Origin of the sequence: Paraburkholderia sp. J10-1 (genome assembly GCF_905220165.1) — a bacterium.
Lineage (GTDB): Bacteria > Pseudomonadota > Gammaproteobacteria > Burkholderiales > Burkholderiaceae > Paraburkholderia.
Map to the genome: position 1 here is coordinate 379,553 of NZ_CAJMYW010000008.1, position 26,454 is coordinate 406,006.

Genomic DNA, 26,454 nt, shown 5'->3' on the forward strand with positions numbered 1-26,454 from the left:
GGGGCGAACACAACCATGAACGCTATCCAAAGCTTCTTCAAGACGTTTTTCCTGACCGAACTGCTCAAGGGCCTCGCGCTGACGGGTCGTTACACGTTCAAGCGCAAGTTCACGGTGCAGTTTCCGGAAGAAAAGACGCCTATTTCCCCGCGTTTTCGCGGTCTGCATGCGCTGCGCCGCTATGAAAATGGCGAAGAGCGCTGCATCGCGTGCAAGCTGTGCGAGGCCGTGTGCCCCGCGCTCGCGATCACGATCGAATCGGAAGTGCGCGAGGACAACACGCGCCGCACGACGCGTTACGACATCGACCTGACCAAGTGCATCTTCTGCGGTTTCTGCGAAGAGAGCTGCCCGGTCGACTCGATCGTCGAAACGCACATTCTCGAGTATCACGGCGAGAAGCGCGGCGATCTGTATTTCACGAAGGATATGCTGCTGGCCGTTGGCGATCGCTATGAAGCCCAGATCGCGGCGAACAAGGCAGCGGATGCACCGTACCGTTGATCTTTCAGTTTGACGCTGCATCGGCCCGCGGTCCGGGCCGGCTGTGGGGAACGCGTGTGCTGAACGCCCGCGAGTTACCGCAGCCTGACCGCCGCGGCGCGACGCTCCCTGGTCTGGCCGCCAGTTTGCGCCGCGCAATCCGCTTCACGAAGGCCTCAACGATGAACCAGTAATCATGGAATTCACGACCGTCCTGTTCTACATCTTCGCGCTGCTGCTCACGCTGTCAGGGCTGAAGGTGATCACTTCGCGCAATCCTGTCGCGTCTGCGCTCTTCCTCGTGCTCGCGTTCTTCAACGCGGCCGCGATCTGGATGCTGCTCGAGGCTGAATTCCTCGCGATCCTGCTGGTGCTTGTCTATGTGGGCGCGGTGATGGTGCTGTTCCTGTTCGTGGTGATGATGCTGGACATCAACATCGACGTGCTGAGCCGCGACTTCAAGCGCTTCATCCCGGTGGCGACCATCGTGGGCGCGATCATCGTGATCGAAACCGCGCTGATCCTGTGGCACGGCTACGGCGCGACGAGCACGCCGGTGCCCGACACCACGCCGGCTGCCGCCGCCGCGATCTCGAACGCGCACCTGATCGGCAAGATCATCTACACCGACTACATCTTCGCCTTCGAAGTCGCCGGCCTCGTGCTGCTGGTGGCGATCGTCGCGGCCATCGCGCTGACCGTGCGCGAGCCGAAAGACTCGAAGCGCCAGGACGTGTCGAAGCAGGTCAGCGTGCGTCGCCAGGACCGCGTGCGCCTCGTGAAGATGCAGCCGGTCGTCGAAGTGCCGGAGCCGGCGGAACCGGCGCAAGCCGAAGCCGGGGCTGCGCCCGCGGCAGGCGCGAGCGCCGCACCCGCGGCTGCACCGGCAACGAAGAGCTAAGCGCGAAGGAGCGAACCATGCTGACACTGGCCCATTACCTCGTCCTCGGCGCGATCCTTTTTGCGATCTCGATCGTTGGCATTTTTCTCAATCGGCGCAACGTCATCATCATCCTGATGGCGATTGAGCTGATGCTGTTGGCGGTGAACACGAACTTCGTCGCGTTCTCGCATTACCTCGGTGACGTTCACGGACAGATTTTCGTGTTCTTCGTGCTAACTGTTGCGGCAGCGGAAGCCGCGATTGGTCTGGCTATTCTTGTGACTCTGTTCCGCAGCCTCGACACGATCAACGTCGAGGACCTCGATCAGCTCAAAGGCTAAGGCAGGCTGCTATGGCAACAACACTCAACGAAACCTTATTGCTGGCGATCCCGCTGGCGCCACTCGCCGGTTCTCTCATTGCCGGTTTGTTCGGCAAGACGGTCGGGCGCGCGGGCGCGCATACGGTGACCATTCTTGGCGTCGCGATTGCGTTCGTGCTGTCGTGCATCACGTTGTTCGACGTGATGGGCGGTGCGAGCTTCAACGCAACGGTCTACGAATGGATGTCGGTAGGCGGCCTGAAGTTCGAAGTCGGCTTCCTCATCGACTCGTTGACGGCGCTCATGATGGTCGTCGTGACCTTCGTGTCGCTGATGGTCCACATCTACACGATCGGCTACATGGCGGAAGAAGAGGGCTACCAGCGCTTCTTCTCGTACATCGCGCTCTTCACGTTCTCGATGCTGATGCTCGTGATGAGCAACAACTTCCTGCAGCTGTTCTTCGGCTGGGAAGCGGTGGGTCTCGTCTCGTACCTGCTGATCGGCTTCTACTTCAAGCGTGAAAGCGCCATCTACGCGAACATGAAGGCGTTCCTCGTGAACCGCGTGGGCGACTTCGGCTTCCTGCTCGGCATCGGCCTGCTGCTCGCGTACGGCGGCTCGCTGAACTACAACGACATCTTCGCGCGGGGTCATGAGCTCTCCGCACTGACGTTCCCGGGCACCTCGTGGAACCTGCTCACCGTTGCGTGTATCTGCCTGTTCATCGGCGCGATGGGTAAGTCGGCGCAGTTCCCGCTGCACGTCTGGCTCCCGGACTCGATGGAAGGCCCGACGCCGATCTCCGCGCTGATTCACGCGGCAACCATGGTGACGGCCGGTATCTTCATGGTCGCGCGCATGTCGCCGCTGTTCGAGCTTTCGGAAACGGCACTTTCGTTCATCGTTGTGATCGGCGCTATCACCGCGCTCTTCATGGGTTTCCTTGGCGTCGTGCAAAACGACATCAAGCGCGTGGTCGCGTACTCCACGCTCTCGCAGCTCGGCTACATGACGGTCGCGCTCGGCGTGTCGGCTTACCCGGTCGCGATCTTCCACCTGATGACGCACGCGTTCTTCAAGGCGCTGCTGTTCCTCGGCGCGGGTTCGGTCATCATCGGCATGCACCACGACCAGGACATGCGCAACATGGGCGGCCTGCGCAAGTACATGCCCATTACGTGGATCACGTCGCTCGTCGGTTCGCTCGCGCTGATCGGCACGCCGTTCTTCTCGGGCTTCTACTCGAAGGATTCGATCATCGACGCCGTGAAGCTCTCGCACCTGCCGGGTTCGGGCTTCGCGTACTTCGCAGTGGTGGCAAGCGTGTTCGTCACGGCGCTGTACTCGTTCCGTATGTACTTCCTCGTGTTCCACGGTGAAGAGCGCTTCCGCGGTCCGAAGCATCCCGAATCGCCGATGGCGATCGAAGCCGCCCACGGGCATGGCCATGGCCACGACGAACACCACGTGCACGTGCCGCACGAGTCGCCGTGGGTCATCTGGGTGCCGCTCGTTCTGCTCGCGATCCCCTCGGTGATCGCCGGTGCGTTCGCGATCCAGCCGCTGCTCTTCGGTGACTTCTTCTCGCATGGCGTGGCGTTCCAGAACGTCATCTTCGTTGGCGAGAACCACGAAGCGCTCGCGGAAATGGGCAAGGAATTCCAGGGCTGGGCCGCGATGGGCGCGCATGCGTTCTCGGGTCTGCCGGTGTGGCTCGCACTCGCCGGTGTGGTGGTGGCGTGGTTCTTCTACATGAAGCGCCCGGATCTGCCGACCGTCGTGTCGCGTACGTTCGCGCCGGTCTACAAGCTGCTGGCAAACGCGTATTACCTCGACAAGATCAACGAAATCGTCTTCGCTCGCGGAGCAGTCGCTATCGGTCGCGGTCTGTGGAAGGAGGGCGATGTCGTCGTGATCGACGGCGTCGTAAACGGGAGCGCCAAGTTTATCGGCTGGTTTGCAACTGTCATTCGTTTCCTGCAATCCGGCTATATCTACCACTACGCATTTGCCATGATTATTGGCATGCTTGGCCTCCTCACCCTGTTTGTAACGCTCAGCGGCAAATAAGGCAAAATAAGACGAGGAAACGCATGCACGCAACTCCGATTCTCAGTATTGCGATCTGGATGCCGATCGTATTCGGCATCATCGTTCTTGTAGTGGGTTCCCGTCGGAATCCGAGTGCGGACCGCTGGCTCGCACTCATCGGTTCGGTGCTTAGTTTCCTCGTCACCATCCCGCTCGTTACGGGCTTCGATACGACTACGGCTTCGCTGCAATTCGAGGAGAAGACGGTCTGGATCGAGCGGTTCAACATTGCGTATCACCTGGGCGTCGACGGCATTGCGATGTGGTTCGTCGTGCTCACGGCGCTCATCACCGTGATCGTCGTGATCGCGGGCTGGCAGGTCATTACGAAGAACGTCGCGCAGTATTACGCGTCGTTCCTCATCCTGTCGGGCATCATGATCGGCGTTTTCTGCGCCGCCGACGGTCTGTTGTTCTACGTGTTCTTTGAAGCCACGCTCATTCCGATGTACATCATCATCGGCGTGTGGGGCGGACCGAACCGTGTGTACGCAGCGTTCAAGTTCTTTCTCTACACGCTGGCCGGTTCGCTGCTCATGCTGGTCGCGTTGCTGTACCTGTACCGCATTACCGGGACCTTCGACCTCGCCTCGTGGCAGGCCGCGAAGATCGCCATGACGCCGCAGATCCTGTTGTTCGTCGCGTTCTTCTTCGCGTTTGCCGTCAAGGTGCCGATGTGGCCGGTCCACACGTGGTTGCCGGACGCGCACGTCGAAGCGCCCACGGGCGGCTCGGTCGTGCTGGCCGCGATCATGCTCAAGCTCGGCGCGTACGGTTTCCTGCGTTTCTCGCTGCCGGTCACGCCGGACGCGAGTCACTACCTGGCGCCGGTCATCATCACGCTGTCCTTGATCGCGGTGATCTACATCGGCCTCGTGGCGATGGTGCAGTCGGACATGAAAAAGCTGGTCGCGTATTCGTCGATCGCCCACATGGGCTTCGTCACGCTCGGCTTCTTTATGTTCGGCCCGTCGAGCCAGCTCGCGATGGAAGGCGGGATCATCCAGATGATCTCGCACGGCTTCGTCTCGGGCGCCATGTTCCTGTGCATCGGTGTGCTGTATGACCGTATGCACACACGCGATATCGCGGACTACGGCGGTGTGGTCAACACCATGCCGAAGTTCGCGGCGTTGGTCATGCTGTTCGCCATGGCCAACTGCGGTCTGCCGGGCACCTCTGGATTCGTCGGCGAATTCATGGTGATTCTGGCTGCCGTGAAGTACAACTTCTGGATCGCTTTCGGGGCGGCGTTCACGCTGATCCTGGGCGCGGCCTATACGTTGTGGATGTACAAGCGGGTGTACTTCGGCGCCGTCGCGAACGACCATGTTCGCGAGCTGAAGGACATCAACAGTCGCGAATACTTCATGCTTGCGGTGCTCGCGCTGTTTACGCTTTTCATGGGCATCTACCCGAAGCCCTTTACCGATGTGATGCACGTTTCCGTGGAAAACCTCCTCTCCCACGTCGCAGTGTCGAAACTGCCGCTGTCACAGTAATACCGAGCGGAGGAACAAAAGATCATGCCAAACGCCCCTTTGAACGCTCTGCTACCCGACGCGCTGGTGATGACCGGCCTCGTCGTCGCGTGGCTCAACGACACGTTCACCGGCCCTTCGGGCCGTCGCACAACCTATTTCATCGCGCTGCTGACTACGGTCATAGCCGGTATCTGGTTTGCGGTGAACGCGTTCGATCCGCACGTGTACTACTACTTCACGCGCATGTACGTGATCGATCCGTTCGCAAGCGCGATGAAGTCGGTGGTCACGCTCGGCTACGCCGTGTCGATCGTGTACTCGCGCAAGTACCTCGAAGACCGCGACATGTTCAGGGGCGAGTTCTTCCTGCTTGGCATGTTCTCGCTGCTCGGCCAGATCACAATGATCTCGGGCAACAACTTCCTCACGCTGTACCTCGGCCTCGAGCTGATGTCGCTCTCGCTCTACGCGGTCATTGCACTGCGCCGTGACGCGACTCAGTCGAACGAAGCCGCGATGAAGTACTACGTGCTGGGCGCACTCGCTTCGGGCTTCCTGCTCTATGGCATCTCGATGTTGTACGGCGCGACCGGCTCGCTCGAACTGAACGAAGTGTTCAAGGCCGTGGCGTCGGGCCATATCAACGATATCGTCCTGCTGTTCGGCGTGGTGTTCATCGTCGCCGGCGTCGCGTTCAAGATGGGCGCGGTGCCATTCCATATGTGGGTGCCCGACGTCTATCAAGGCGCGCCTACGGCCATGACGCTGCTCACCGGCGGCGGCCCGAAGGTCGCGGCATTCGCGTGGGCCGTGCGCTTCCTCGTGATGGGCCTGCTGCCGCTGGCAGTGGACTGGCAAGAGATGCTGATCATCCTCGCCGCGCTTTCGATGATCGTGGGCAACATCACGGGTATCGTGCAGCGCAACGTCAAGCGTATGCTCGCGTACTCGGCCATTTCGAACATGGGCTTCGTGCTGCTCGGCCTGCTCGCCGGTATCGTCGACAACAAGGCGACGGGCGCGGCCAGCGCATACAGTTCGGCCATGTTCTACAGCATCGTCTACCTCATCACGACGCTCGGCGCGTTTGGCGTGGTCATGCTGCTCTCGCGTCGCGATTTCGAAGCGGAAACGATCGACGACTTCAAGGGCTTGAACCAGCGCAACCCCGTGTTCGCGTTCGTCATGATGCTCATGATGTTCTCGCTCGCCGGTATTCCGCCGACGGTCGGCTTCTACGCGAAGCTCGCCGTGCTCGAAGCGACCATGAACGCCGGCCTCACGTGGCTTGCCGTGCTCGCCGTGATCACGTCGCTGTTCGGCGCGTTCTATTACCTGCGTATCGTCAAGCTGATGTACTTCGACGCACCGCAGGACGAAGCACCGATCGAAAGTCACGCATGCAACCGCGCGCTGCTCACGCTCAATGGCGTGGCGGTGCTCGTGCTGGGCATCATCCCGGGCCCGCTGATGTCGGTCTGCCTGCAAGCCGTTACGCACACGCTGCCGCTCTAATGTCGGCAGCGGGTTGGTTCATCGTGCTGTTGGCGCTCGCGGGCGCCAACCTGCCGTTCCTCAACCAGCGATTGTTCGGCGTCGTGCCGCTTCGCGCACCGAAGAAGAGTGCGTGGATTCGCATTGCTGAAATGATCGTGCTGTATTTTGTGGTCGGTGCGTTCGGCTTCCTGCTGGAGGCGCGCGCCGGCAACCGTTTTGACCAGGGCTGGCAGTTCTACGCGATCACCTTCAGTCTTTTTGTCGTGTTCGCGTTTCCCGGCTTCACCTGGCAATATCTCATCAAACGCCGCCCGGCGTGATGCGCGTGGCCGGCCCGCGGCCGGCACGTGCTGTGCGTCCCGGAAGTCCGGCCGGCAGTCTGTCCGACTTCACTTCTTGCGGCGCGCCCGCGGCTTCCCGACTATTCTGAGCACCCACGAGGCTGACTATGGCTGAACATCATCAACACGACCCGGCGCTCGCCGAGACGTGCGTGGAAAGCACGACGCTCTACGCGGGCAATTTTCTTACCCTGAAGCGCGACACGGTCGCGTTGCCGGACGGCAAGCACGCCACGCGCGAGTACGTTCAGCATCCCGGCGCGGTAATGGTGATCCCGCTCTTCGATGACGGCCGCGTGCTGATGGAGCGCCAGTACCGCTACCCGCTCTCGCGCGTGATGACGGAATTCCCGGCTGGCAAGCTCGATCCGCAGGAAGGCGCGCTCGCCTGCGCGATCCGCGAACTCAAGGAAGAGACGGGCTATACGGCACGCGAGTACGTCTATCTCACGCAGATCCATCCGGTGATTTCGTACTCGACCGAGTTCATCGACATCTATCTCGCACGCGGGCTGACGGCAGGCGCGGCGCAGCTCGACGACGGCGAGTTTCTCGAAACCTTCACGGCGACGGTTCCCGAACTGCTCGAATGGGTGCGCACGGGCAAGATCACCGACGTGAAGACGATCATCGGTACGTTCTGGCTCGAAAAGGCGCTGTCGGGCGCGTGGCCGCTCGCGAAGGCGGAGCAGGGCTGACAGCTAGCCGCTGCGTCGAACACCCGATCAACGGCGGCCTCGCGGCCGCCGTTGTCGCTTCTGCGCGCACCAAGCACCTTCAGCGCGCTCGCCCGAGCAGCGCTACAATCGAACCCCCGGGAAAATCCCGGTGCCTGGCCGCAGGAATTTTTTCGAACGGTCGTTCACAAATTTACGATTTGCGCTAAACTCATCGCAAGCCTCGATTCCCATGAAGGTCCTCGATTTACAGTGTCCAGACGGACATCGGTTTGAAGGCTGGTTCGCATCGGTTGACGATTTCGAATCGCAACTGTCCCGCAAGCTGGTCGAATGTCCGATGTGCGGCGCCACCCACGTGACCCGCTTGCCGTCCGCGCCCCGGTTGAACCTGTCCGGCGCGAGCGAAACGCCGAAAGCGTCGCCGCAGGAGCAGGCGGCGCAATGGCAGGCGCATGCGATGCGTGTGATCCGCGAGGTCCTCGATAAGACGGAGAACGTAGGCGACCGTTTCGCCGAGGAGGCGCGGCGCATTCACTACAACGAAGCGCCGTCGCGCAACATCCGTGGAGTCGCTTCCGCGGAAGATGCGCAAGCTCTCGTCGAAGAAGGCATCGATGTGATGCCGCTGCCGGTTCCGGCCGCGTTGAAGGGTCCGCTGCAATAATGTCATGCGGGTCTTCGCCGCGGCGCGAGGAATGCTTCGCACCGGCCGCGGCCAGGAGACATAGCGCATGGATCTGGACTACACCCCCGCCGACGACGCATTCCGCGCCGAAATCCGCGCCTGGCTCGAGGCCAACCTGCCTCAAGCGATGCGCAACAAGGTTCTCAACCACAAGCGCCTCTCGCGCGACGACATCGCCAGTTGGCACAAGCTGCTAGGGAAGAAGGGCTGGTCCGCGCCTGCGTGGCCAACAGAATGGGGCGGCCCCGGCTGGACCGAAGCGCAACGCCACATCTGGGACGCCGAGTGTGGTCGCATCGGCGCGCCGCCGGTGCTGCCGTTCGGTGTTTCGATGGTCGCGCCCGTGCTCATGAAGTACGGCAACGAGGCCCAAAAGCGCCGCTATCTCCCGCGCATCCTATCCGGTGACGACTGGTGGTGCCAGGGCTACTCAGAGCCGGGCTCGGGTTCCGATCTTGCTTCGCTGCGCACACGTGCCGTTCGCGAAGGCGATCACTACGTCGTGAACGGCCAGAAGACCTGGACCACGCTCGGCCAGCACGCCGACATGATGTTCTGCCTCGTGCGCACCGATCCCGCGGCCAAGAAGCAGGAAGGCATTTCGTTCCTCCTCATCGACATGAAAACGCCCGGCATTACCGTGCGTCCGATCATCACGCTCGATGAAGATCATGAGGTTAACGAAGTATTTTTCGAAGACGTGAAGGTGCCCGTCGAGAATCTCGTTGGCGAGGAGAACCGCGGCTGGACTTACGCGAAGTATCTGCTTGGTCATGAGCGCACGGGCATCGCGCGCGTGGGCGCGTCGAACCGCGAACTGGCATTCCTCAAGGGCGTCGCGCTCAAGCAGAAGAAACACGGCAAGCCGCTGCTGGAAGATCCCGTGTTCGCGGCGCGCGTGGCCGCCGTCGAGATCGAACTGATGGCGCTCGAAGTGACCGCCGAGCGCGTGATCGCGAGCGCCTCCAACGGGCGCGGCCCCGGTCCCGAAGCGTCGATGCTCAAGATCAAGGGCACGGAGATCCAGCAGGCGCTGACCGAGCTGATGGTCGATGCGATAGGCCCACTCGCTGCGGCGTTCGATCCGGCTTTCCTGGAGGGCGAGCACGAACACGCGGCAGGCGGCGACGACGACGCGGCGCCGCTCGCGGCGTACTACTTCAACTATCGCAAGACGTCGATCTACGGCGGATCGAACGAAATTCAGAAGAACATCATCTCGCAGATGATTCTGGGTATTTGAGGAGCGGCGCAATGAACTTCAATTTCACCGAAGAGCAGCAGCAACTCGCCGACGCGCTGCGTCGCTATCTCGACAAGAACTATGGCTTCGAAGCGCGCCAGGCGATCGTGAAGACGCCTGCGGGCGTGTCGGACGCGCACTGGAACGCGTTCGTCGAACTTGGCCTGACCGCGCTGCCGGTGCCGGCGGATCAGGGCGGCTTCGACGGCGCACCGTTCGATATGCTTGTCGTCATGCAGGAACTGGGACGCGCGCTCGTGATCGAGCCGTACTGGGCAACCGCGGTAGGCGTCGAGGCGCTCAAGCTCACGGGTGTGGCCGACGCCGAAAATGCTGCGCTGCTCGAACGCGTTGCCTTGGGCGAGATCAAGCTTGCCGCTGCCTTCCATGAGCCGCAGTCGCGCTATGACCTGTTCTCGCTGGAAACGCAGGCGAAGGAGACCGGCGACGGCTTCGCGCTCACCGGCACGAAATCGGTCGTGCAGCACGGTGCCCAGGCCGACTACTGGATCGTGCCGGCACGGTTCGCGGGCGAGGTGGCGCTCTTCGTTATCGCGCGCGATGCGAAGGGCGTCGAGGTGAGCGACTACCGCACGATCGACGGCCAGCACGCGGCAACGTTGACCTTCAAGGAAGCGCCTGCGCGTCGTCTTGGCGACCCAAGCGCGGGCGCGACGACGTGGGAAAAGATTGCCGACTACGCCACGTTCCTGCTGTGCGCGGAAGCCGTGGGCGCCATGGACGCGCTCAACCACGCCACGGTCGAGTACACGAAAACGCGCCAGCAGTTCGGCGTGCCGATCGCGCGCTTCCAGGCGCTGCAGCACCGCATGGCCGAGATGCTGATCCACGCGGAACAGGCCCGCTCGCTGACTTATCTCGCTGCCGCGCGTTACAGTAGCGAATCCGCCGACGAGCGGCGCCGTGCGATTTCGGCGGCGAAGGTGCGCGTTGGCCAGGCGGCGCGTTTCATCGGCCAGCAGGCCGTGCAACTGCACGGCGGCATGGGCGTCACCAACGAAGTGGCGGCCGCGCACTTGTTCAAGCGTCTCGCGATTATCGAAACGACGCTCGGTGATGTCGATCATCATCTTGAACGCTTCGCCTCGCTGCCCGGTTTCGCGCAGGCAGCGTAACGCGCGGCGGCAGCGAGCAACATCAGCGGAGAAAATGGATGGGTTTGAGTTTCGAAGATCTCGAAGTGGGCAAACGCTATGCGGTCGGTTCGCACACGTTTGGCCGCGACGAGGTGGTGCATTTCGCGGAGCAGTTCGATCCGCAGCCATTCCACGTGAGCGAGGCCGGTGGCGAAGCGTCGATGTTCGGCGGCCTCGTCGCGAGCGGTTGGCATACCTGCTCGGTCATGATGGGCATGCTCGTGCGTCACTTCCTGAAGGACTCGACCTCAATGGGCTCGCCCGGCGTCGACGAGATTCGCTGGCTCAAGCCCACGCGCGTGGGCGACACGCTCACGATGACGAACACGATATTGAGCAAGCGCGTTTCGGCGAGCAAGCCCGATCGCGGCATCGTCGAAACGCAGTGGGAAGGCCATAACCAGCACGGCGAACTGATCGTGGTCGTGCGTTCGAAGGCGCTCTTCGGCCTTCGCCATCCGGGGAGTGCATCGTGAGTGAAGGAGACGTCACGCAGATTGCCGACGCGGCGGCATTGCGCGCGCTGATCGGTGCGGGGCCGCTCGTGAGCGGCTGGCGCGAAGTGAATGAGGCGGACGTGCACGGTTTCGCCGATGCCACGGGCGACCACCAGTGGATCCACATCGACGCCGAACGGGCGCGCCGCGAGTCGCCGTTCGGCGGCCCGATTGCCCACGGTTTTCTCACGCTTTCGCTGATTCCTGTGCTGCTCGGGGGAACGCTGCATATGCGCCAGCGCATGGGCGTGAACTATGGGCTCAACCGCGTGCGCTTCACGCAGCCGGTGCCTGTGGGCGCGAAAGTGCGTGCGCGTATCGCGGTGAAGGAAGTGAGCGACGTGGAACGCGGCGGCGTGCAGGTCGTGTGGGATGTGAGCATCGAGCGTGAGGAGAGCGAACGTCCCGCATGCGTGGCGGAGTTCATCACGCGGCATTACTTCTGAAGCGGTTGCGCGCTCAACAAAAAAGGGGCGCTCCGCTGCAAAGCGGGCGCCCCTTTCGTTTTGCCGGGTTTCAGCGTAATCAGTGCTTGGCGTATTGCGTCGCGCCGAAGAGCATTTCCTTCGCTTTTTCGTCCATGAGCGGCTTGCGCGCATTCGCAAGCACTTCGACGCCGCGCTTGACCGCAGGCCGCGCGGCGATCGCCTCGTGCCAGCGCTTCACGTTGGGCAGCGAATCGAGATCGATGCCCTGGTTTTGCCAGGAGCGCGTCCACGGGAAAGCGGCGATATCCGCGATGGTGTACTCGTCGCCGGCCAGATATTCGGTCTTTTCCAGCTGCGTTTCCATCACGTTGTAGAGGCGCTTGGCTTCGTTCGTGTAGCGATTGACCGCATAGTCGATCTTCTCGGGCGCGTAGATGCGGAAGTGGTGCGCCTGGCCAAGCATGGGGCCGAGGCCGCCCATCTGGAACATCACCCATTGCAGCACGTCGTAGCGCGCGGCGAGGTCTTCGGGCATGAAGCGCCCCGTTTTCGCTGCGAGATAAATCAGGATCGCGCCCGACTCGAACAGCGAAAACGGCTGGCCGTCGGCACGGCGCGGACCTTCGGAGTCGGTAATGGCGGGAATCTTGTTGTTCGGGCTGATGGCGAGGAATTCGGCCTTGAACTGGTCGCCCGCACCGATATCGACCGGATGCACCCGGTATTCGAGGCCGGTTTCCTCGAGCATGATATGGACTTTGTGACCATTCGGCGTGGCCCAGCTGTAGACGTCGATCATCGTGGCTCCTTGGCACCAGGAAGGAAGGCGCCGCGAGAGACTGTCGCGACGCCGGGTCTGGCGCAAATTAGCATAGATCGGCGTCGCTCGCAGAGGGCGGCCAAGCGCCCCTGCTGTACTTGTGGGCTTACGAGCGCGTAACCGGCATTTCCACGCGCGACGCCGCGCCCGCGTCCATGTAGCGCGCGAATTCGAGCTTGGCGATGGCGTTGCGGTGGACTTCGTCGGGGCCGTCCGCGAAGCGCAGCGTGCGCGCCGAAGCGTACGAGTAGGCCAGCGGGAAGTCGCCGCTCACGCCCGCCGCGCCGTGCACCTGCATTGCCCAGTCGATCACCTGGCAGGCCATGTTCGGCGCGACCACCTTGATCATCGCGATCTCGCCGCGTGCGCCCTTGTTGCCGACGGTGTCCATCATGTATGCCGTCTTGAGTGTGAGCAGGCGCGCCTGCTCGATCATGCAGCGCGCTTCTGCAATGCGCTCCTGGGTGACGGTCTGCTGGGCGACCGGCTTGCCGAAGGCCACGCGCGAGAGCGCGCGTTTCGCCATGAACTCGAGTGCGCGTTCCGCCAGGCCGATGAGGCGCATGCAGTGATGGATGCGGCCCGGCCCGAGGCGACCTTGCGCGATCTCGAAGCCACGTCCTTCGCCCAGCAGGATATTCGATGCGGGCACGCGGACGTTTTCGAGCGTGATTTCCATATGGCCGTGCGGTGCGTCGTCGTAGCCGAATACCGTGAGCGGGCGGCGCACGGTGATGCCGGCCGTGTCCGAGGGCACGAGGATCATCGACTGTTGTGCATGGCGCGGTGCGTCGGGATCGGTCTTGCCCATCAGGATATAGATCGCGCAGCGCGGGTCGCCCGCGCCCGACGACCACCACTTCGTGCCGTTGATCACATAGTCGTCGCCGTCGCGCTCGATGCGCGTCTGGATGTTCGTCGCATCCGACGAGGCCACATCGGGCTCGGTCATCAGAAACGCCGAGCGGATCTGGCCTGCCAGCAGCGGCGCGAGCCATTGCTGCTTGTGCGCCTCGCTGCCATAGCGCTCGATCGTCTCCATGTTGCCGGTGTCGGGCGCGCTGCAGTTGAACACTTCGGGCGCCCAGTGCACGCGGCCCATGATTTCGCACAGCGGCGCATATTCAAGGTTCGTGAGGCCCGCGCCGCGTTCGGAGGCGGGCAGGAACAGGTTCCATAGCCCGGCCGCGCGCGCCTTCTCCTTCAACTGCTCGACAATTTGCGTGGGCACCCACGGGTTGCCGTTCGCACGATTGCGCTCGACTTCCTCGTGGAAGACCGCCTCGTTTGGATAAATATGTTCGTCGAAGAACGCGAGCAGTTTCTCGCGCAGCGCCTGCACTTTCGGGGAGTAATCGAAATTCATCGGTGACCTCGCAATGCGATGCAGTGACAGTGAAAAGTAAGTCGTGCTTGTTTTAGCGAACTTTCTGCGCGTAGCGCCAGGCGAGTTCGGCCATGGGCTTGGCGCGCCGGCCGGCGTCGATTGCTTGCGCGCTCGCGGCGGTGCCGTCCACCACGCGTTTCATGATGCCCTGCAGGATCGCCGCGATCCGGAACATGTTGTAGGCAAGATAGAAGTTCCAGTCGCCGCGAATCTCGAGGCCGGTGCGCTCGCAATAGCGCGCGACGTACTGGGCCTCGTCGGGAATGCCGAGCGCCTGCCAGTCGAGCCCGGCAATGCCGCGGAATTGAGCGGGATCGACGTGCCAGGCCATGCAGTGATACGAGAAGTCGGCGAGCGGGTCGCCGAGTGTGGAGAGCTCCCAGTCGAGCACGGCCAGTACGCGCGGCTCGCGCGGGTGGAAGATCAGGTTGTCGAGGCGATAGTCGCCATGCACGACCGACACACGCGAACCCGCATCGTCCGGCATGTGCTTCGGCAGCCATTCGATCAGGTGATGCATGGCGTCGATGCGTTCCGTTTCCGACGCTTGATACTGCCGGCTCCAGCGATCGATCTGGCGTGCGAAGTAATTGCCGGGCTTGCCGTAGTCGGCAAGGCCCACGGTGTCTGGCTTCACGTTGTGGAGCGCGGCGATCACGCGGTTCATCTCGTCGTAGATCGCGCCGCGTTCCTCGCGCGTCATGCCGGGCAGCGACTGGTCCCAGAGTACGCGGCCCTCGACGAACTCCATCACATAGAACGCGCGGCCGATCACCGCTTCGTCCTCACACAGCGCGAGCATCTTCGCAACCGGGACATCGGTTGCGGCGAGCGCATCCATCACGCGGTATTCGCGTTCGATCGCGTGCGCCGAGGGCAGCAGCTTCGACTTGGGGCCAGGCTTGGCGCGCATCACAAAAGTGCGGCCGGGTGTGACGAGCTTGAACGTCGGGTTCGACTGGCCGCCGGCGAACTGCTCGATCGCAAGCGGGCCCTGGAAGCCTTCCACGTGAGCGGTGAGCCAGGCGCTCAGCGCCTCGGTGTCGAAGCGCTGGCGCTCGGCAACCGGGCGCGTGCCTTCGAACGCCGAGTAGTCGGTGCGCGTTTGCGCGGTTTTTTGCGTGTCTCCATCCGGGGTGGCTTGCGCCATGTTCGTCTCCCTTTTCCTGATTCTCCTGCGGGGCGCCGCGCTCGAGCTTCTTACTTGTACACAGGCGCGCGCTTTTCGAGGAACGCGGTAATGCCTTCGAGGCCGTCGCGGTGATGGAGCGACGCGACGAAACTGTCGCGCTCCGCGGCGAGCTGCGCTTCGAGCGGTTGCGTGTCCGCGGCGTTCGTCAAACCCTTGATGCGCGCCACCGAATTCGGCGAGATCTTTGTCAGCTCGTCAGCCCAGGCGAGCGCCGTGTCAAGCGCGGTTTGCGGTTTCGCGAGCCGGTTCACCACACCGAGTTCCGCGAGGCGCGCCGCGCCGATCGGCTTGCCTTCCACCATCAGTTCGAACGCGAGCGAGCGCGGCAGCGAGCGCGCGAGGAACCACGAGCCGCCGCCGTCGGGCGTCAGACCCACGCGCGAATAGGCCATGACGAACTTCGCGTCGTCGGCGGCGACGAGCAGGTCGGCAGCGAGCGCAAGCGAGAAGCCCGCGCCGGCGGCCGCGCCCTCCACGGCTGCGATGATCGGCTTGCTCGACTGGCGCATGGCGGTGACCCAGGCGCCGAGCAGGTCGATACTGGCGGCCTGCACCGAAGGGTCCTTCGCGCGGTTTTCGAGCAGGCGGTTCAGGTTGCCGCCCGCGCAGAAAAAGTTGTCGGCGCCCGTCAGGATGATCGCGCGCAGCGACGGGTCGCGCTCGGCGGCATCGAAGGCTTCAATGGCCGCAGCGTACATGTCGGGATGCAGCGCGTTGCGTGCGCCGGGATTCGACAGCGTGAGGACGAGTGTCGATTCGTGACCTTGCGGGCGGGTGCTGCGGAGTTCGGCGCTCATTGCGGTGCCTCGTTCGATGCGTTGATGTCTGCTGCGTCGCTTTGCGTCAGCGAAAGGCCGAGCTGTGCGCGTCGCGCGAGCCACGGCGACGGGCGATAGCGCGGATCGCCGAGAACGGTGTGGATGTTGCGCAGGATCGTGAGGATCGTGCGTGCACCCAGCGTGTCGCCGAGCGCGAGTGGGCCGCGCGGATAACCGAGCCCGAGCGTAACCGCGAGGTCGATGTCGCGCGGTGTTGCGATCTGCTTCTGCGCGATATCGCAGCCGATATTGACGATCGTCGCGACGATGCGCTGCGCGACGAAGCCCGTCGAATCGCGAATCACCGTGACGGGCACACCGTCGGCGGCGAAGAGCGCGTGGCCCGCGTCGCGTGCTTCGCGTGTAGTGGCGGGCGTTGTCATCAGCGTGCGGCGCTTTGCTGCGTCGAGCGGAAACAGCGTGTCGATGGCGACGACGCGGCGCGCGTCGAGCTGCTCCTCGAGCGCGGCCGTCGTGGCGTCGAGGCCGAGTGGCGTGACGACGATCAGCGCGTCGGCGGCGGGCGTATCGCCTTCGTCGATGGCCACACCGGCTTTCGACGCAAGCGCGATTACGGCGTCGCGCGCGGCGGCGTTGCGGCGGCTCACCCAGACACGCGCGGGCAGCGCAGTGGGCGCTGCGGGTTCGTCGGGCACCTGCTGCTTGCCATCGACATAGCGATAGAAGCCTTCGCCCGCCTTGCGGCCAACCAGCCCGCCCGCGAGCCGCACGCCCGTAATGGGCGACGGCGTGAAGCGCGGCTCCTCATAGAACTGGTGATAGATCGACTCCATCACCGGATGCGACACGTCGAGCGCGGTGAGGTCGAGCAGCTCGAACGGTCCGAGCCGGAAGCCCGCCTGCTCGCGCATGATGCGATCGATTTCGACGAAGCTCGCCACGCCTTCGCCCGCCACGCGCAAGCCCTCGGTGTTCATGCCGCGGCCCGCGTGATTGACGATGAAACCGGGCATATCCTTCGCGCGCACCGGCGTGTGGCCCATGCGGCGTGCGAGCGCCATGAGCGCGTCGCCGGCGGCGGGATCGCTGCGCAGCCCGTCGATCACTTCGACCACCTTCATGAGCGGCACGGGGTTGAAGAAGTGATAGCCCGCAACGCGCGACGGGTCGCTGCACGCGGCGGCGATGGCGGTAATCGAGAGGGAAGAGGTGTTGGAGACGAGCAGGCAGCGCTCGCTCACCACGGTTTCGAGTTCGCGAAACAGCGTACGTTTGGCTTCGAGATTCTCGACGATCGCCTCGATCACGAGATCGCAGGCCGCGAGTTCGTCGAGCGTGTGCGCGCCGGTCACGCGTTCGAGCGCGGCCTTGGCGGCGGGCTCGTCGAGCTTGCCTTTTGCCGCGAGTTTCGCGAAGGTGTCGGCGAGATGATCGCGCGCGGCGGTGACCGCCTGCGGGTTCGTGTCGTAGAGGCGCACCGCGAGGCCCGCCTGCGCGGCGATCTGCGCAATGCCGCGGCCCATCGCACCGGTGCCGACGATGCCGATTGTCTCAATGTTGAAATGATGTGAAGTCATTGGAAGCCTGGCTCCATGATTGGCCTAGAATAGCACGGTCGTACAATTTTATGAAAACGGTTCGGCGGTTTCGGTAAGGGAACTGCCCCGCTCAAGGAGGCAACGAGGATGATCAAGCTGCACGGTTTCGCGCTTTCGAATTACTACAACAAGGTCAAGCTGCTGCTGCTCGAACACGGTATCGCGTTCGAGGAAGTGCCGAACAAGCTGCCGCTCGACGAGGCGCTGCTCGCGCAGTCGCCGGCCGGCAAGGTGCCTTTCATCGAAACGGAACAGGGCTTTTTGTGCGAATCGGAAGTGATCGTCGAGTATCTGGCGGCGCGCTTTCCAGAAAAGCCCATCTTCGCGGCGGATCCGTGGCAGGCGGCGAAGGAGCGCGAACTGATCGTCTTCATCGAGACGCACCTCGAGCTCAACGCGCGCGAGCTTTACGGTGAGGCGTTCTTTGGAAGCAAGGCGCCCGAGGAGGTCAAGGCGGCCATGGAGAAGCGGTTGCGCCGCTATGTGGCGGGCTTCAAGCGGATCGCGAAGTTCACGCCTTACGTGGCGGGCGATCGCTTCGGCGTGGCCGATGCTGCTGCGTTCGTGAGCTTGCCGCTCGTGGGGCGCGCCACGCAAGCGGTGTACGGCAGCGATTTCCTCGCCGACGCAGGCATCGACTGGAAGTCGTATCTCAAGCTGATCGGCGAACGCCCGACGGCGCAGCGCGTCAATGCCGACCGCAAGGCCTATATTGAGGCGAACGCGTAAGCGTTGCGGCGCCTGGCAACGCGCCGCGCACGCTATCGCGCGCGATGATCGGGAACGCACTGCCGTTCGCGGAATCATCGCGCGCGAAGCACGTCAGAGTCGCGCAAGCCGCTCGAGCGCGGTCGCAAGCGTGCTTTCCTGCTTGGCGAAGCAAAAGCGCACGACGCCCGACTCATGCGGCTCGTGATAGAACGCCGAAACCGGAATGGCGGCCACGCCGATCTCCGCCGTGAGCCACTTCGAGAATTCCGCTTCGGGCAGGTCGCTGATCGCCGAATAGTCCACGCACTGAAAGTAGGTGCCTTCGCACGGCAGCAGCTTGAAGCGCGTGTTGGCGAGTCCCGCGCGGAAGAAGTCGCGCTTCTTCTGATAGAACGCGGGTAGTTCCAGATACGGTTTGGGGTCGCGCAGGTATTGCGCGAGGCCGAACTGCATGGGCGTGTTCACGGTGAACACGTTGAACTGATGCACCTTGCGGAACTCTGCCGTGAGCGGCGCGGGCGCGGCCACGTAGCCCACCTTCCAGCCCGTCACGTGATAGGTCTTGCCGAAGCTCGACACGATGAAGCTGCGCGCGGCCAGTTCCGGATAGCGCGCGACGCTCTCGTGCGGCTGACCGTCGTAGACCATGTGCTCGTACACCTCGTCGGAGAGGATCAGCACGTTGGTGCCGCGCACGATCTCCTCGAGCTTTTGCATGTCCTCTGCGCGCCACACCGTGCCCGTGGGGTTGTGCGGCGTGTTGATGAGGATGAGGCGCGTTTTCGGCGTGATGGCCGCTGCGAGGCGGTCGAACGGAATCGCGTAGTCGGGCGCTTCGAGCGTCACGAACACGGGCTTGCCGCCCGCCAGTTCGATCGACGGCAGATAGCTGTCGTAGGTCGGCTCGACCACGATCACTTCGTCGCCCGTGTGCACGGTCGCGAGAATCGCCGTGAGCAGCGCTTGCGTGGCGCCCGCCGTCACCGTGATTTCGCTGTTGGCGTCGTAGCGGCGGCCGTACACGTGCTCGATCTTGTCCGCGATCGCCAAGCGCAGCGCGGCCACGCCGGCCATCGGCGGGTACTGGTTGTGGCCCTCGCGCATGGCTTGCGCGACGGCGTCGACGATGCGTGGGTCGCAATCGAAGTCGGGAAAGCCCTGACCCAGGTTGACCGCACCCTTTTCAGCGGCGAGCGCGCTCATCACGGTGAAGATCGTCGTGCCGACGTTCGGCAGACGCGACGGAAAAGAGGGCGTGAGCAGGGTGTCCTGCGAATGCTTCGTGGGATGCGGTGCGTTCATGTCGCGGGCGGAAGTCGGGCGTTGGGACGGGAAAGGTTGATTGTAGGCAAATCGGCGCGGCTGCGGTGGCCCGGTCGGGCGCGGGCGTCGCAACGCGGAGATCAGGCCTGCGCGGCTTGAGCGGCATCTTGCACGCATTCGGCGACGAACGCGTCGGGCGTCGCGATGCGAAAGCCGAAATCGCGCGCCACGCGCTTCGCAAGCTTGAGCACCGCGCGGTCCTTCGAGACGAGCCACTGCGCGCCGCTTGCACGCGCCAGTTCCAGAAATTTCTGGTCGTCGCGGTCGCGGCATTGGGGCAGGGGCCGCGCATCGGCGGCAAGCTTGGGCAACTCGATCAGCGCAACGAGCCCGGCCAGCGCGGCGAGTGCGTCCGCTTTCGCGACGCCGCGGCCGGCGAACTGCGGATAGTCGAGCACGTGGGCCAGTTCCGCACGGCAGCGTTCGTCGATCAGCGCCCGGATCGCTCCGCGCTCGAGCGCCACGCGAATGGGGCGCGTGTGCGGGTCGTCGAACACGAGAATATCGAGCCAGACGTTGGAGTCGAGAACCACGGGAAGCGCGGCAGCGGAGGCCGGCGAGAGGGAGGTTGCGGTTGGGGGCGTGAGGCCGGTCATTCGTGAATTCGCTACAATCGGGCTTTCGCCTTTGAACATCGGCACATCGTGCCTGCAAGCCTCTATGATAATCGTTCTGTCGCCGGCCAAATCGCTCGACTATGACACGCCGGCGCACATCGAAACCCACACCATCCCCGATTTCGTCGACGACGCGGCCGAGCTGATCGCGGGCCTGCGCCGCCTCTCGCCGCAGCAGATCGGGTCGCTCATGAGCATTTCCGACCCGCTCGCGCGCCTGAATTTCCAGCGCTACGCCGACTGGTCGAAGCAGTTCAGCCAGACCAACGCGAAACAAGCGGTGCTCGCGTTCAACGGCGATGTTTATGAAGGCCTCGACGCGAAGTCGCTCTCGACCGCGGATCTCGACTATGCGCAGCAGCATGTGCGCGTGCTCTCGGGACTCTATGGCTTGCTGCGTCCGCTCGACCTGCTTCAGCCTTATCGTCTCGAAATGGGCACGCGTTTCGAAAACGCGCGCGGCAAGGATCTCTATGCGTTCTGGGGCGAGCGCATCACGCACGCGCTCAACGCACAGATCGAGCGCAATCGGGAAGTCGCGTCGAAAAGCGCGAGCGTGCTCGTGAACTGCGCGTCGAACGAATACTTCAAGGCCGTGAAGCCGAAGAAGCTCGCCGTGCCCGTCGTCACACCGGTATTCGAAGACTGGAAGGGCGGGCGCTACAAGATCATCAGCTTCCACGCGAAGCGCGCGCGCGGGTTGATGGCGCGTTACGCCGTCGAGAACCGCGTGGCCGACCCCGAAGCGCTCAAGGCGTTCGACGTGGAAGGCTATGCATTCGATGCGGATGCATCGAACGATTCGACCTATGTATTTCGTCGGCGCATTGCCGAGTAAGTGAACAAGCAAGCCGGAAGGAAAAGACTATGACGATTGCCATCACCAGCCAGTTCGATGCGGGCGCGATCGAGGTTCTGTCGAGCGAGCGCGCCGACGACATCCGTCTGCGCGTGCGCTCGGACAACCAGTCCGAGTTCGCACAATGGTTCTACTTCCGCGTGTCGGGCGTGCGCGGCGAACGTTGCGTGATGACGTTCGAAAATGCGTCGGCCTGTGCGTTTCCCGAGGGCTGGCGCAACTACCAGGCCGCGGCGAGCTACGACCGCGTGAACTGGTTCCGCGTGCCGACCCGCTATGACGGCAAGCAGCTCGTCATCGATCACACGCCCGACTTCGACAGCATCTACTATGCGTACTTCGAGCCGTATAGCGAGGAGCGCCACTCGGAGTTCCTCGGCGCGCTTCAGCAACTGCCGCACGCCACGCTCACGGAGCTGGGTCAGAGCGTGGAAGGCCGTCCCATGTCGCTGCTCTCGCTCGGCATGCCGGGCGACACCGCGCCCGACGGCAAGCCCAAGAAGACCGTGTGGATCATCGCTCGTCAGCACCCAGGTGAGAGCATGGCCGAGTGGTTCGTGGAAGGCCTCGTCAAGCGGCTCGCCGGCTGGGGCGACTGGGCAGGCGATCCGGTCGCGCGCAAGCTGTATGACCGCGCCGTGTTCCATATCGTGCCGAACATGAATCCGGACGGCAGCGTGCACGGCAATTTGCGCACCAACGCCGTGGGCGCGAACCTGAACCGCGAGTGGATGGAGCCGGACGCGCAGCGCAGCCCCGAGGTGCTGGTCGTGCGCGATGCGATCGAAGCCACCGGCGTCGATCTCTTCTTCGACATCCACGGCGACGAGACGCTGCCTTATGTATTCGTGGCGGGCTCTGAAATGCTGCCGGGCTTTACCGATCAGCAACGCACGGAGCAGAAGGCGTTCATCGAGGCGTTCAAGGTGGCGAGCCCGGACTTCCAGGACCAGCACGGCTACGAGGCGAGCCGCTATCGCGAAGATGCGCTCAAACTCGCGTCGAAGTACATCGGCCATCGCTATGGCTGCCTGTCCCTCACCCTTGAAATGCCGTTCAAGGACAACGCCAATCTGCCCGACGAACGCGTAGGCTGGAACGGTGAGCGTAGCGCCGCGCTCGGCGCTGCGATGTTGCAGGCCATATTGCATCACGTGGAGACGTTTGCGTAACGGCGTCATTGCCACGGCGCATAAAAAAGGGGGAAACGGCCAGGCCGCTTCCCCCTTTTTGCATCGAGAACGCCAACGACTTTCAGTGAGCCGTCGTCTTCTTTGAAGTTGTTTTCTTTGCAGTGGATTTCGTTGTCGATTTCGTCGATTTGCTGGCGGACTTCGTGCCGCTCGTCGACGAACTATGGCTCGACTTGCTCGGCGCCGTCTTCTTCGAACCCTTGCCAGTGGCCTTCTTGGTCGAATGCTTGCCCTTTGCGTGTGCGCCGCTTTGCGGTGCGGTGCCGTGCGCGCCGCGTGCGTGCGCTAGCGGGACGGGATCGTTCCAGCTGAACGCGAGCATCTGCTGCCCGACATAGCCGCAGCGGAATTTCAGATCGTAGGGCGCGTTGCCGCTGTCCTTGGCAATGCCAATGCCGTCGACGGTCACGATCGTGTCGACCTTCACGCGCTGCTTGCCTTCGTCGAACGAGTCGTTCCACGGCGTCACGCTTGCGTGTGCACTGTCGAACGAACTTGGCGGAAACTCGACGTGATCGAGCGCCGCCGACGTGTTTGCTACGAAATCGCCGTGCGCCGCGCAATCCGCGACCAGCGGGTCCGCGTGCATCCGGGTGACGAACTGATTAACAAGATCGTTGTGTTGCTCGAGTTGATCGGCCCGCGCGGCTGGCGCGGCGATGAGCATGAGGCTCGCGGCACACGCCGCCAGTTGACCGGCGACGAACAACAGCCGGCGGGATGCATGATTGCAGTCCATCTGCTTGCTAGAGAAGAGGGTGTGACGTCAGGCACCGTAAGATGCGGCACAGCCGGGTTGAGTTCAATCCGGAAACAATTATTTTCTTCTGCCTGAACGGAGGGATCGGCGCAAGTGCTGCTACGTATGCGCCGCCCGCCGATCGCGACGTGTCGTCGCGCCCGTCATTGCGTTGCTGGCGGCGGGGCTCTCGACCGAAGCGGCGGCTCAGGTTCGCGGGCCGCCCAACCGATAGCGGCGCACGTCGTAGGTGGTGACCCAGGTCGGCCGGTAGACGGCGATCAACGCCGTCGCCATGCCCGTGAACCACGCTTCACCCGAAGCGAGCAGAAATACGCTGAACGCATAACCCGCGGGCACGGTGATCGCCGATCCACCGTTGAGCGCGACATGGGTGCCGAGCGCGAGATAAGCCGCCGCCGAAACAGCGATGGCCGGCGACACGAAGCCCTGGCCGACGATGAACATGAAGAGGTTGCGCGGCAGCCACGCGGTGCAGGCGCGTTGCAACAACGCCGAAATCGCGACAGGGAACGCGCCGAATATCAGGAAGGTGAGGGCGACGCCTTCCCAGGTGGCGTCGAAGATGAGCGCGGCGAGCCCCACGACGACGCCCATGGCGACAAGCGCCAGTCCCCAGTCGAATAGCGTCACCACGAGCGTGGCGCCGAGCAGGTGCAGCACGGTGCCGTCTTCGAGCCACGCATTGCTCGCCCACAGCACGGAGATCGCGACGACGATCGCGAGCCACACGTGCTGGAGCGTTGCGTCCTGAAGACGCTTGAAGGGGTTCTTCCACAACGCGAGCGCGAGCAGCGCCACGGTGACAACCCAGGCACCGATAGCAACCCAGAGCGGAAGCGGCGTAAATAGGAACCCCATGTGCTTCATATTACTCGTTGGAGGGCAAGACGTGTGCGCGAGCGAGCACCAGGGCTTCCTCGCCAGTACTCTCGTCGGCCTCGTGGGCCTCGATGGGGCGCTCCTGCTGCGCCGCGGCAGGCTCGCCGTAAGGCGCCTGCGGCTCCGCGGCGATGGGCAGCGCCTCCACACTGTCGCCTGCCAGCAACGGATAGCGAAACGCCAGAGGCTCGCGTGCGCGCAACGGCACGGGGCCGTGTTCGCCGTGCCTGGGCTTCGCCGGCCGTTCGCACTGCGAGCGCAGCACCTGCAGCTGGTTTGCGAGCAATCCGTTATAGATCGCGACGGCCGCCGCGCGATTGGGCGCGCCGAGCTGCTGAAAGATGCTGGTGAGATGGACTTTCACCGTGCCCTCGCTGATGCCGAGCGCTCTAGCGATCATCTTGTTCGTATTGCCCATGTGGACGCAGCGCAGGATCTGCTCCTGCCGGGGCGACAGGTTGACCTTCGGGCGCACCTTGCGTGCCTGTGCAGCGGCCTTGGCGTTGCGCCGGGGCGGCAGGGGCCAGGGCGTACACGGACCGAGCACGTCGGCCGGTAGATGATCGCCGCCGAGCATGATCAGCTCCAGAAACTTGACGATCAGGATGGAGTCCGTTGTGCGCCGGATGATGCCGCGGGCGCCTTCGTCGATGAGCATCCGCACGGTCGTGGGCGTTTCGGCACTGTCTACCAGGATGGCCACGGGGAGGCTGCGGTGCCGCATGACAAAGTGGCGCAGCTCGCCGGCGCGAATGCCGTCGTGCCAATCGATCACGATCAGGTTGGGGGTGAAGCGTTGCATGGCGCGCTCCGCGCTGCGCCAGTCCGGCGCGTCATTGAAGCGTGCGCGACGGTCGATTTGTCTTAACAGCGCCTTGAGCCCTTCACGCCGTTCGGCGTCCGGATTGAGTACAACGAACCGCATGGATATGCCCTCCTCTCGTTGACGGTCTCTCGAAATGTTGTGCAACGCGCACCGCTTCTGAGCGGCGGTGAACCAGACCAACAGCACCATGATGACAAAAAGGTTGGGCGCTGGCGGCCTGTCCAAAAGGCATAAGACATAGGGCAAAAAAAAGTCCCGCACACAGGCGGGACCAAGTAGGAATTTTGGAATTGTCTTAGTGGAAGTGTGGCTGTACAGGCTCAGCATCTTCCGGCATCTCGGCGTGGACGATCTCGCCGAGTGGATCCGCATAGAGCGGAACGCCGCAGTCATCGCAATATTCCGGCTCGAAGCGGCCGGCGTGACGGCGGATGTCGGTAATACCCGATTCCTTGAGCAGCGCCACGATCTCTTCGAGCGGACCGCTGCTAACGCTCTCTTCGGTCGGTTCTTCGTCGATGTCGGCGTCGCCGTTCTCGCGGCCGTAGAGCGGCCAGACAACGCCATACAGCACATCATTGCTGCCGCGCTTCGTGAAACCGATGCGGTATTCGTCGATGCGGCGCTCGCCGAAGCCGGCGACGACGGCGCGCAAGTCCTGCGCGCCCGCGCCAATCGTGTCGAGCAGGTAGCGCACGGCGGTGCGGATCGTGTGCGGACGCACGCGCTCGTCCGCGTCGCGGCAGGCGGAGTAGTAGGCGTCGGGTAGCAGGCATTCGAATTCGCAGCCCGGCATGACGACGGCAAGGTTGGCGCCGCCCTGGGTGGCCCATTGCTCCAGGCATTGGCCGCGCTCGATGCGCGAGCCGTGTTCCTCTTCCTGCCAGCGGAAGAGCGGGGCGCCGACAGGTGCCGCGACAACGGCGAGCAGGAAACGCGGATCGGCGAGGATCGGCGACGTTTCCGGCAGCTCACCCGAGCTGATTTTCGCCGGTGCGCCGCTCAGCGCCGCCTGCGTCAGTTGTTGTGCGAGGCGCCAGGTTTCGACATGGTGGCGCGGCAACTGGTCGATGCTATAGAGATACGGTGCCATCGCCACGCGCGTGCCGTTCGCGAGCACGTGGGCCTGCAGATGGGTGCGCAGCGCGTCTGCGCCTTCGGCCTTCAGCGGGCCCGAAGGGATGACATAGCGCGTCCAGGCCAGCACCGGCGCGGCGACGAGCAGCGCTTCATATTGCGCGCCCTCATGTTCGACGACGAACGATTCGCTGTGCGTCTCGGCCATATCGGCAAGCGCGCCGTAGGCGTCCGGGTGATTCTGCTGCAGATGATCGAGCGCGGCGTCGAGCGTAGTCTGATTGCCGTTGCGCACGACCTTCGCTAGCAGCGTGTCGAGCTTGGCCTCCCAGAAGCGGTCTTCGGTGCGGCTGCCCGAAGCGAACAGGGCGAGCGAGAGGCCGACGAGCTTGTCGGCGTCAGGAGGAAGGCGTTTGGCGATTCGCGAGCGCATAAATCTGTGAGTTGGGGTGCAGAGAACCCCATATTCTAGTCGGTTCCGTGCGCGCCATCGGATTGGACAGCAGGGGCGCCTCGGATGGGCGCGGCCGCGATGTCTGATCGTCGTTGGGGCGCAGCCGAAAGGTATCGGCCGAAGGCCCTATGGCGACTGCTATATGGAGCCGTCGAGCCGTGTTCAGTCCGACTTTGCTAGCC

The 26,454-nt window shown here is 63.5% G+C and carries 27 protein-coding genes; 16 read left to right on the forward strand and 11 right to left on the reverse strand.

Going from position 1 to position 26,454, the window contains the following annotated elements:
* Positions 1-15 precede the first annotated feature (15 nt).
* The 13 genes from nuoI to U5A65_RS25245 all read left to right on the forward strand — a co-directional run bounded on the left by nuoI (position 16) and on the right by U5A65_RS25245 (position 11,812).
* Entirely contained in the window at positions 16-504 is a 489-nt protein-coding gene (gene nuoI / locus U5A65_RS25185; RefSeq protein ID WP_321947961.1) for an NADH-quinone oxidoreductase subunit NuoI, read from the forward strand.
* A 175-nt stretch (positions 505-679) separates the two neighbouring features.
* Positions 680-1,384: an NADH-quinone oxidoreductase subunit J gene (locus U5A65_RS25190; RefSeq protein WP_321914661.1), complete on the forward strand. Its 705-nt coding sequence runs from the start codon at positions 680-682 to the stop codon at positions 1,382-1,384.
* A 17-nt stretch (positions 1,385-1,401) separates the two neighbouring features.
* Positions 1,402-1,707 carry an NADH-quinone oxidoreductase subunit NuoK gene (gene nuoK, locus U5A65_RS25195; RefSeq protein WP_006052894.1) on the forward strand — a complete coding sequence of 102 codons (306 nt, stop codon included), beginning with the start codon at positions 1,402-1,404 and terminating at the stop codon, positions 1,705-1,707.
* An 11-nt stretch (positions 1,708-1,718) separates the two neighbouring features.
* Positions 1,719-3,761: an NADH-quinone oxidoreductase subunit L gene (gene nuoL, locus U5A65_RS25200; RefSeq protein WP_321936851.1), complete on the forward strand. Its 2,043-nt coding sequence runs from the start codon at positions 1,719-1,721 to the stop codon at positions 3,759-3,761.
* 23 nt (positions 3,762-3,784) lie between these two features.
* On the forward strand, positions 3,785-5,284 hold the full coding sequence (locus tag U5A65_RS25205; RefSeq protein WP_321914659.1) for an NADH-quinone oxidoreductase subunit M: 1,500 nt from the start codon (positions 3,785-3,787) through the stop codon (positions 5,282-5,284).
* A gap of 24 nt (positions 5,285-5,308) precedes the next feature.
* Entirely contained in the window at positions 5,309-6,781 is a 1,473-nt protein-coding gene (gene nuoN, locus U5A65_RS25210; protein WP_158757394.1) for an NADH-quinone oxidoreductase subunit NuoN, read from the forward strand.
* A complete protein-coding gene (locus U5A65_RS25215) occupies positions 6,781-7,083 on the forward strand; it encodes a DUF2818 family protein (protein WP_321914658.1) in 303 nt (100 codons plus the stop codon). The genes nuoN and U5A65_RS25215 overlap by 1 nt, the downstream gene beginning before the upstream one ends.
* Positions 7,084-7,211: 128 nt before the next feature.
* Entirely contained in the window at positions 7,212-7,802 is a 591-nt protein-coding gene (locus tag U5A65_RS25220; protein ID WP_321936852.1) for an NUDIX hydrolase, read from the forward strand.
* Positions 7,803-8,013: 211 nt separating this feature from the next.
* Positions 8,014-8,448 carry a DUF1178 family protein gene (locus U5A65_RS25225; RefSeq protein WP_321914656.1) on the forward strand — a complete coding sequence of 145 codons (435 nt, stop codon included), beginning with the start codon at positions 8,014-8,016 and terminating at the stop codon, positions 8,446-8,448.
* Between the two features lie 67 nt (positions 8,449-8,515).
* On the forward strand, positions 8,516-9,712 hold the full coding sequence (locus U5A65_RS25230) for an acyl-CoA dehydrogenase family protein (protein ID WP_321947964.1): 1,197 nt from the start codon (positions 8,516-8,518) through the stop codon (positions 9,710-9,712).
* 11 nt (positions 9,713-9,723) lie between these two features.
* Positions 9,724-10,848, forward strand: coding sequence for an acyl-CoA dehydrogenase (locus U5A65_RS25235; protein WP_321914654.1), 1,125 nt, complete (start codon positions 9,724-9,726; stop codon positions 10,846-10,848).
* 38 nt (positions 10,849-10,886) lie between these two features.
* Positions 10,887-11,345, forward strand: coding sequence for a MaoC family dehydratase (locus U5A65_RS25240; protein ID WP_321914653.1), 459 nt, complete (start codon positions 10,887-10,889; stop codon positions 11,343-11,345).
* Entirely contained in the window at positions 11,342-11,812 is a 471-nt protein-coding gene (locus U5A65_RS25245) for a MaoC family dehydratase (RefSeq protein ID WP_321947966.1), read from the forward strand. Before U5A65_RS25240 ends, U5A65_RS25245 begins: the two co-directional genes overlap by 4 nt.
* Positions 11,813-11,891: 79 nt before the next feature.
* On the opposite strand, the gene U5A65_RS25250 is transcribed toward U5A65_RS25245, so the two are convergent.
* The 5 genes from U5A65_RS25250 to U5A65_RS25270 all read right to left on the reverse strand — a co-directional run bounded on the left by U5A65_RS25250 (position 11,892) and on the right by U5A65_RS25270 (position 17,549).
* Complete coding sequence (locus U5A65_RS25250) at positions 11,892-12,593, reverse strand: glutathione binding-like protein (protein WP_321914651.1); 702 nt, start codon at positions 12,591-12,593, stop codon at positions 11,892-11,894.
* A gap of 127 nt (positions 12,594-12,720) precedes the next feature.
* On the reverse strand, positions 12,721-13,980 hold the full coding sequence (locus U5A65_RS25255) for an acyl-CoA dehydrogenase (protein WP_321936858.1): 1,260 nt from the start codon (positions 13,978-13,980) through the stop codon (positions 12,721-12,723).
* A 52-nt stretch (positions 13,981-14,032) separates the two neighbouring features.
* Positions 14,033-15,151 (reverse strand): phosphotransferase, encoded by a 1,119-nt coding sequence (locus tag U5A65_RS25260; RefSeq protein ID WP_321947968.1) that lies wholly within the window; start codon positions 15,149-15,151, stop codon positions 14,033-14,035.
* Between the two features lie 50 nt (positions 15,152-15,201).
* Entirely contained in the window at positions 15,202-15,990 is a 789-nt protein-coding gene (locus U5A65_RS25265) for an oxepin-CoA hydrolase, alternative type (protein WP_321914648.1), read from the reverse strand.
* Positions 15,987-17,549 (reverse strand): 3-hydroxyacyl-CoA dehydrogenase, encoded by a 1,563-nt coding sequence (locus tag U5A65_RS25270; protein ID WP_321947969.1) that lies wholly within the window; start codon positions 17,547-17,549, stop codon positions 15,987-15,989. The genes U5A65_RS25265 and U5A65_RS25270 overlap by 4 nt, the downstream gene beginning before the upstream one ends.
* 108 nt (positions 17,550-17,657) lie before the next feature.
* On the opposite strand from U5A65_RS25270, the gene U5A65_RS25275 reads away from it, so the two are divergent.
* Positions 17,658-18,299 carry a glutathione S-transferase gene (locus U5A65_RS25275; protein WP_321947970.1) on the forward strand — a complete coding sequence of 214 codons (642 nt, stop codon included), beginning with the start codon at positions 17,658-17,660 and terminating at the stop codon, positions 18,297-18,299.
* A 93-nt stretch (positions 18,300-18,392) separates the two neighbouring features.
* On the opposite strand, the gene U5A65_RS25280 is transcribed toward U5A65_RS25275, so the two are convergent.
* Together U5A65_RS25280 and U5A65_RS25285 are read right to left on the reverse strand one after the other, a co-directional pair.
* Positions 18,393-19,583, reverse strand: coding sequence for a pyridoxal phosphate-dependent aminotransferase (locus U5A65_RS25280; protein ID WP_321947972.1), 1,191 nt, complete (start codon positions 19,581-19,583; stop codon positions 18,393-18,395).
* Positions 19,584-19,684: 101 nt separating this feature from the next.
* Complete coding sequence (locus tag U5A65_RS25285) at positions 19,685-20,200, reverse strand: putative toxin-antitoxin system toxin component, PIN family (RefSeq protein WP_321914644.1); 516 nt, start codon at positions 20,198-20,200, stop codon at positions 19,685-19,687.
* Positions 20,201-20,264: 64 nt separating this feature from the next.
* Here U5A65_RS25285 and yaaA point away from each other — a divergent pair, with 64 nt between their 5' ends.
* Positions 20,265-21,059 carry a peroxide stress protein YaaA gene (yaaA, locus tag U5A65_RS25290; protein WP_321914643.1) on the forward strand — a complete coding sequence of 265 codons (795 nt, stop codon included), beginning with the start codon at positions 20,265-20,267 and terminating at the stop codon, positions 21,057-21,059.
* 29 nt (positions 21,060-21,088) lie between these two features.
* The gene (locus U5A65_RS25295; RefSeq protein WP_321914642.1) at positions 21,089-22,252 is read left to right on the forward strand and encodes a M14-type cytosolic carboxypeptidase; all 1,164 of its coding nucleotides are present in this window, start codon (positions 21,089-21,091) and stop codon (positions 22,250-22,252) included.
* A gap of 82 nt (positions 22,253-22,334) precedes the next feature.
* Here U5A65_RS25295 and U5A65_RS25300 read toward each other — a convergent pair whose 3' ends face one another.
* The 4 genes from U5A65_RS25300 to U5A65_RS25315 all read right to left on the reverse strand — a co-directional run bounded on the left by U5A65_RS25300 (position 22,335) and on the right by U5A65_RS25315 (position 26,251).
* A complete protein-coding gene (locus U5A65_RS25300) occupies positions 22,335-23,012 on the reverse strand; it encodes a BspC domain-containing protein (RefSeq protein WP_321914641.1) in 678 nt (225 codons plus the stop codon).
* A gap of 207 nt (positions 23,013-23,219) precedes the next feature.
* Positions 23,220-23,894 carry an energy-coupling factor ABC transporter permease gene (locus U5A65_RS25305; RefSeq protein WP_321947974.1) on the reverse strand — a complete coding sequence of 225 codons (675 nt, stop codon included), beginning with the start codon at positions 23,892-23,894 and terminating at the stop codon, positions 23,220-23,222.
* Positions 23,895-23,904: 10 nt separating this feature from the next.
* The gene (locus U5A65_RS25310) at positions 23,905-24,840 is read right to left on the reverse strand and encodes a response regulator transcription factor (RefSeq protein ID WP_321947994.1); all 936 of its coding nucleotides are present in this window, start codon (positions 24,838-24,840) and stop codon (positions 23,905-23,907) included.
* A 196-nt stretch (positions 24,841-25,036) separates the two neighbouring features.
* Positions 25,037-26,251: a DUF2863 family protein gene (locus tag U5A65_RS25315; RefSeq protein ID WP_321914639.1), complete on the reverse strand. Its 1,215-nt coding sequence runs from the start codon at positions 26,249-26,251 to the stop codon at positions 25,037-25,039.
* Positions 26,252-26,454 lie beyond the last annotated feature (203 nt).

What these genes read in the sequence shown, in the direction of transcription:
- nuoK (WP_006052894.1), top strand. Translation starts at nt 1,402, where the DNA reads ATGCTGACACTGGCCCATTACCTCGTCCTCGGCGCGATCCTTTTTGCG.
- U5A65_RS25250 (WP_321914651.1), bottom strand. Translation starts at nt 12,593, where the DNA reads ATGATCGACGTCTACAGCTGGGCCACGCCGAATGGTCACAAAGTCCAT.
- U5A65_RS25190 (WP_321914661.1), top strand. Translation starts at nt 680, where the DNA reads ATGGAATTCACGACCGTCCTGTTCTACATCTTCGCGCTGCTGCTCACG.
- U5A65_RS25310 (WP_321947994.1), bottom strand. Translation starts at nt 24,840, where the DNA reads ATGCGGTTCGTTGTACTCAATCCGGACGCCGAACGGCGTGAAGGGCTC.
- U5A65_RS25235 (WP_321914654.1), top strand. Translation starts at nt 9,724, where the DNA reads ATGAACTTCAATTTCACCGAAGAGCAGCAGCAACTCGCCGACGCGCTG.
- U5A65_RS25285 (WP_321914644.1), bottom strand. Translation starts at nt 20,200, where the DNA reads ATGACCGGCCTCACGCCCCCAACCGCAACCTCCCTCTCGCCGGCCTCC.
- U5A65_RS25270 (WP_321947969.1), bottom strand. Translation starts at nt 17,549, where the DNA reads ATGACTTCACATCATTTCAACATTGAGACAATCGGCATCGTCGGCACC.
- U5A65_RS25260 (WP_321947968.1), bottom strand. Translation starts at nt 15,151, where the DNA reads ATGGCGCAAGCCACCCCGGATGGAGACACGCAAAAAACCGCGCAAACG.
- U5A65_RS25255 (WP_321936858.1), bottom strand. Translation starts at nt 13,980, where the DNA reads ATGAATTTCGATTACTCCCCGAAAGTGCAGGCGCTGCGCGAGAAACTG.
- U5A65_RS25225 (WP_321914656.1), top strand. Translation starts at nt 8,014, where the DNA reads ATGAAGGTCCTCGATTTACAGTGTCCAGACGGACATCGGTTTGAAGGC.
- U5A65_RS25280 (WP_321947972.1), bottom strand. Translation starts at nt 19,583, where the DNA reads ATGAACGCACCGCATCCCACGAAGCATTCGCAGGACACCCTGCTCACG.
- U5A65_RS25275 (WP_321947970.1), top strand. Translation starts at nt 17,658, where the DNA reads ATGATCAAGCTGCACGGTTTCGCGCTTTCGAATTACTACAACAAGGTC.
- nuoI (WP_321947961.1), top strand. Translation starts at nt 16, where the DNA reads ATGAACGCTATCCAAAGCTTCTTCAAGACGTTTTTCCTGACCGAACTG.
- U5A65_RS25240 (WP_321914653.1), top strand. Translation starts at nt 10,887, where the DNA reads ATGGGTTTGAGTTTCGAAGATCTCGAAGTGGGCAAACGCTATGCGGTC.
- U5A65_RS25305 (WP_321947974.1), bottom strand. Translation starts at nt 23,894, where the DNA reads ATGGGGTTCCTATTTACGCCGCTTCCGCTCTGGGTTGCTATCGGTGCC.
- U5A65_RS25300 (WP_321914641.1), bottom strand. Translation starts at nt 23,012, where the DNA reads ATGGACTGCAATCATGCATCCCGCCGGCTGTTGTTCGTCGCCGGTCAA.
- U5A65_RS25265 (WP_321914648.1), bottom strand. Translation starts at nt 15,990, where the DNA reads ATGAGCGCCGAACTCCGCAGCACCCGCCCGCAAGGTCACGAATCGACA.
- nuoN (WP_158757394.1), top strand. Translation starts at nt 5,309, where the DNA reads ATGCCAAACGCCCCTTTGAACGCTCTGCTACCCGACGCGCTGGTGATG.
- U5A65_RS25315 (WP_321914639.1), bottom strand. Translation starts at nt 26,251, where the DNA reads ATGCGCTCGCGAATCGCCAAACGCCTTCCTCCTGACGCCGACAAGCTC.
- U5A65_RS25230 (WP_321947964.1), top strand. Translation starts at nt 8,516, where the DNA reads ATGGATCTGGACTACACCCCCGCCGACGACGCATTCCGCGCCGAAATC.
- U5A65_RS25205 (WP_321914659.1), top strand. Translation starts at nt 3,785, where the DNA reads ATGCACGCAACTCCGATTCTCAGTATTGCGATCTGGATGCCGATCGTA.
- U5A65_RS25220 (WP_321936852.1), top strand. Translation starts at nt 7,212, where the DNA reads ATGGCTGAACATCATCAACACGACCCGGCGCTCGCCGAGACGTGCGTG.
- yaaA (WP_321914643.1), top strand. Translation starts at nt 20,265, where the DNA reads ATGATAATCGTTCTGTCGCCGGCCAAATCGCTCGACTATGACACGCCG.
- U5A65_RS25215 (WP_321914658.1), top strand. Translation starts at nt 6,781, where the DNA reads ATGTCGGCAGCGGGTTGGTTCATCGTGCTGTTGGCGCTCGCGGGCGCC.
- nuoL (WP_321936851.1), top strand. Translation starts at nt 1,719, where the DNA reads ATGGCAACAACACTCAACGAAACCTTATTGCTGGCGATCCCGCTGGCG.
- U5A65_RS25295 (WP_321914642.1), top strand. Translation starts at nt 21,089, where the DNA reads ATGACGATTGCCATCACCAGCCAGTTCGATGCGGGCGCGATCGAGGTT.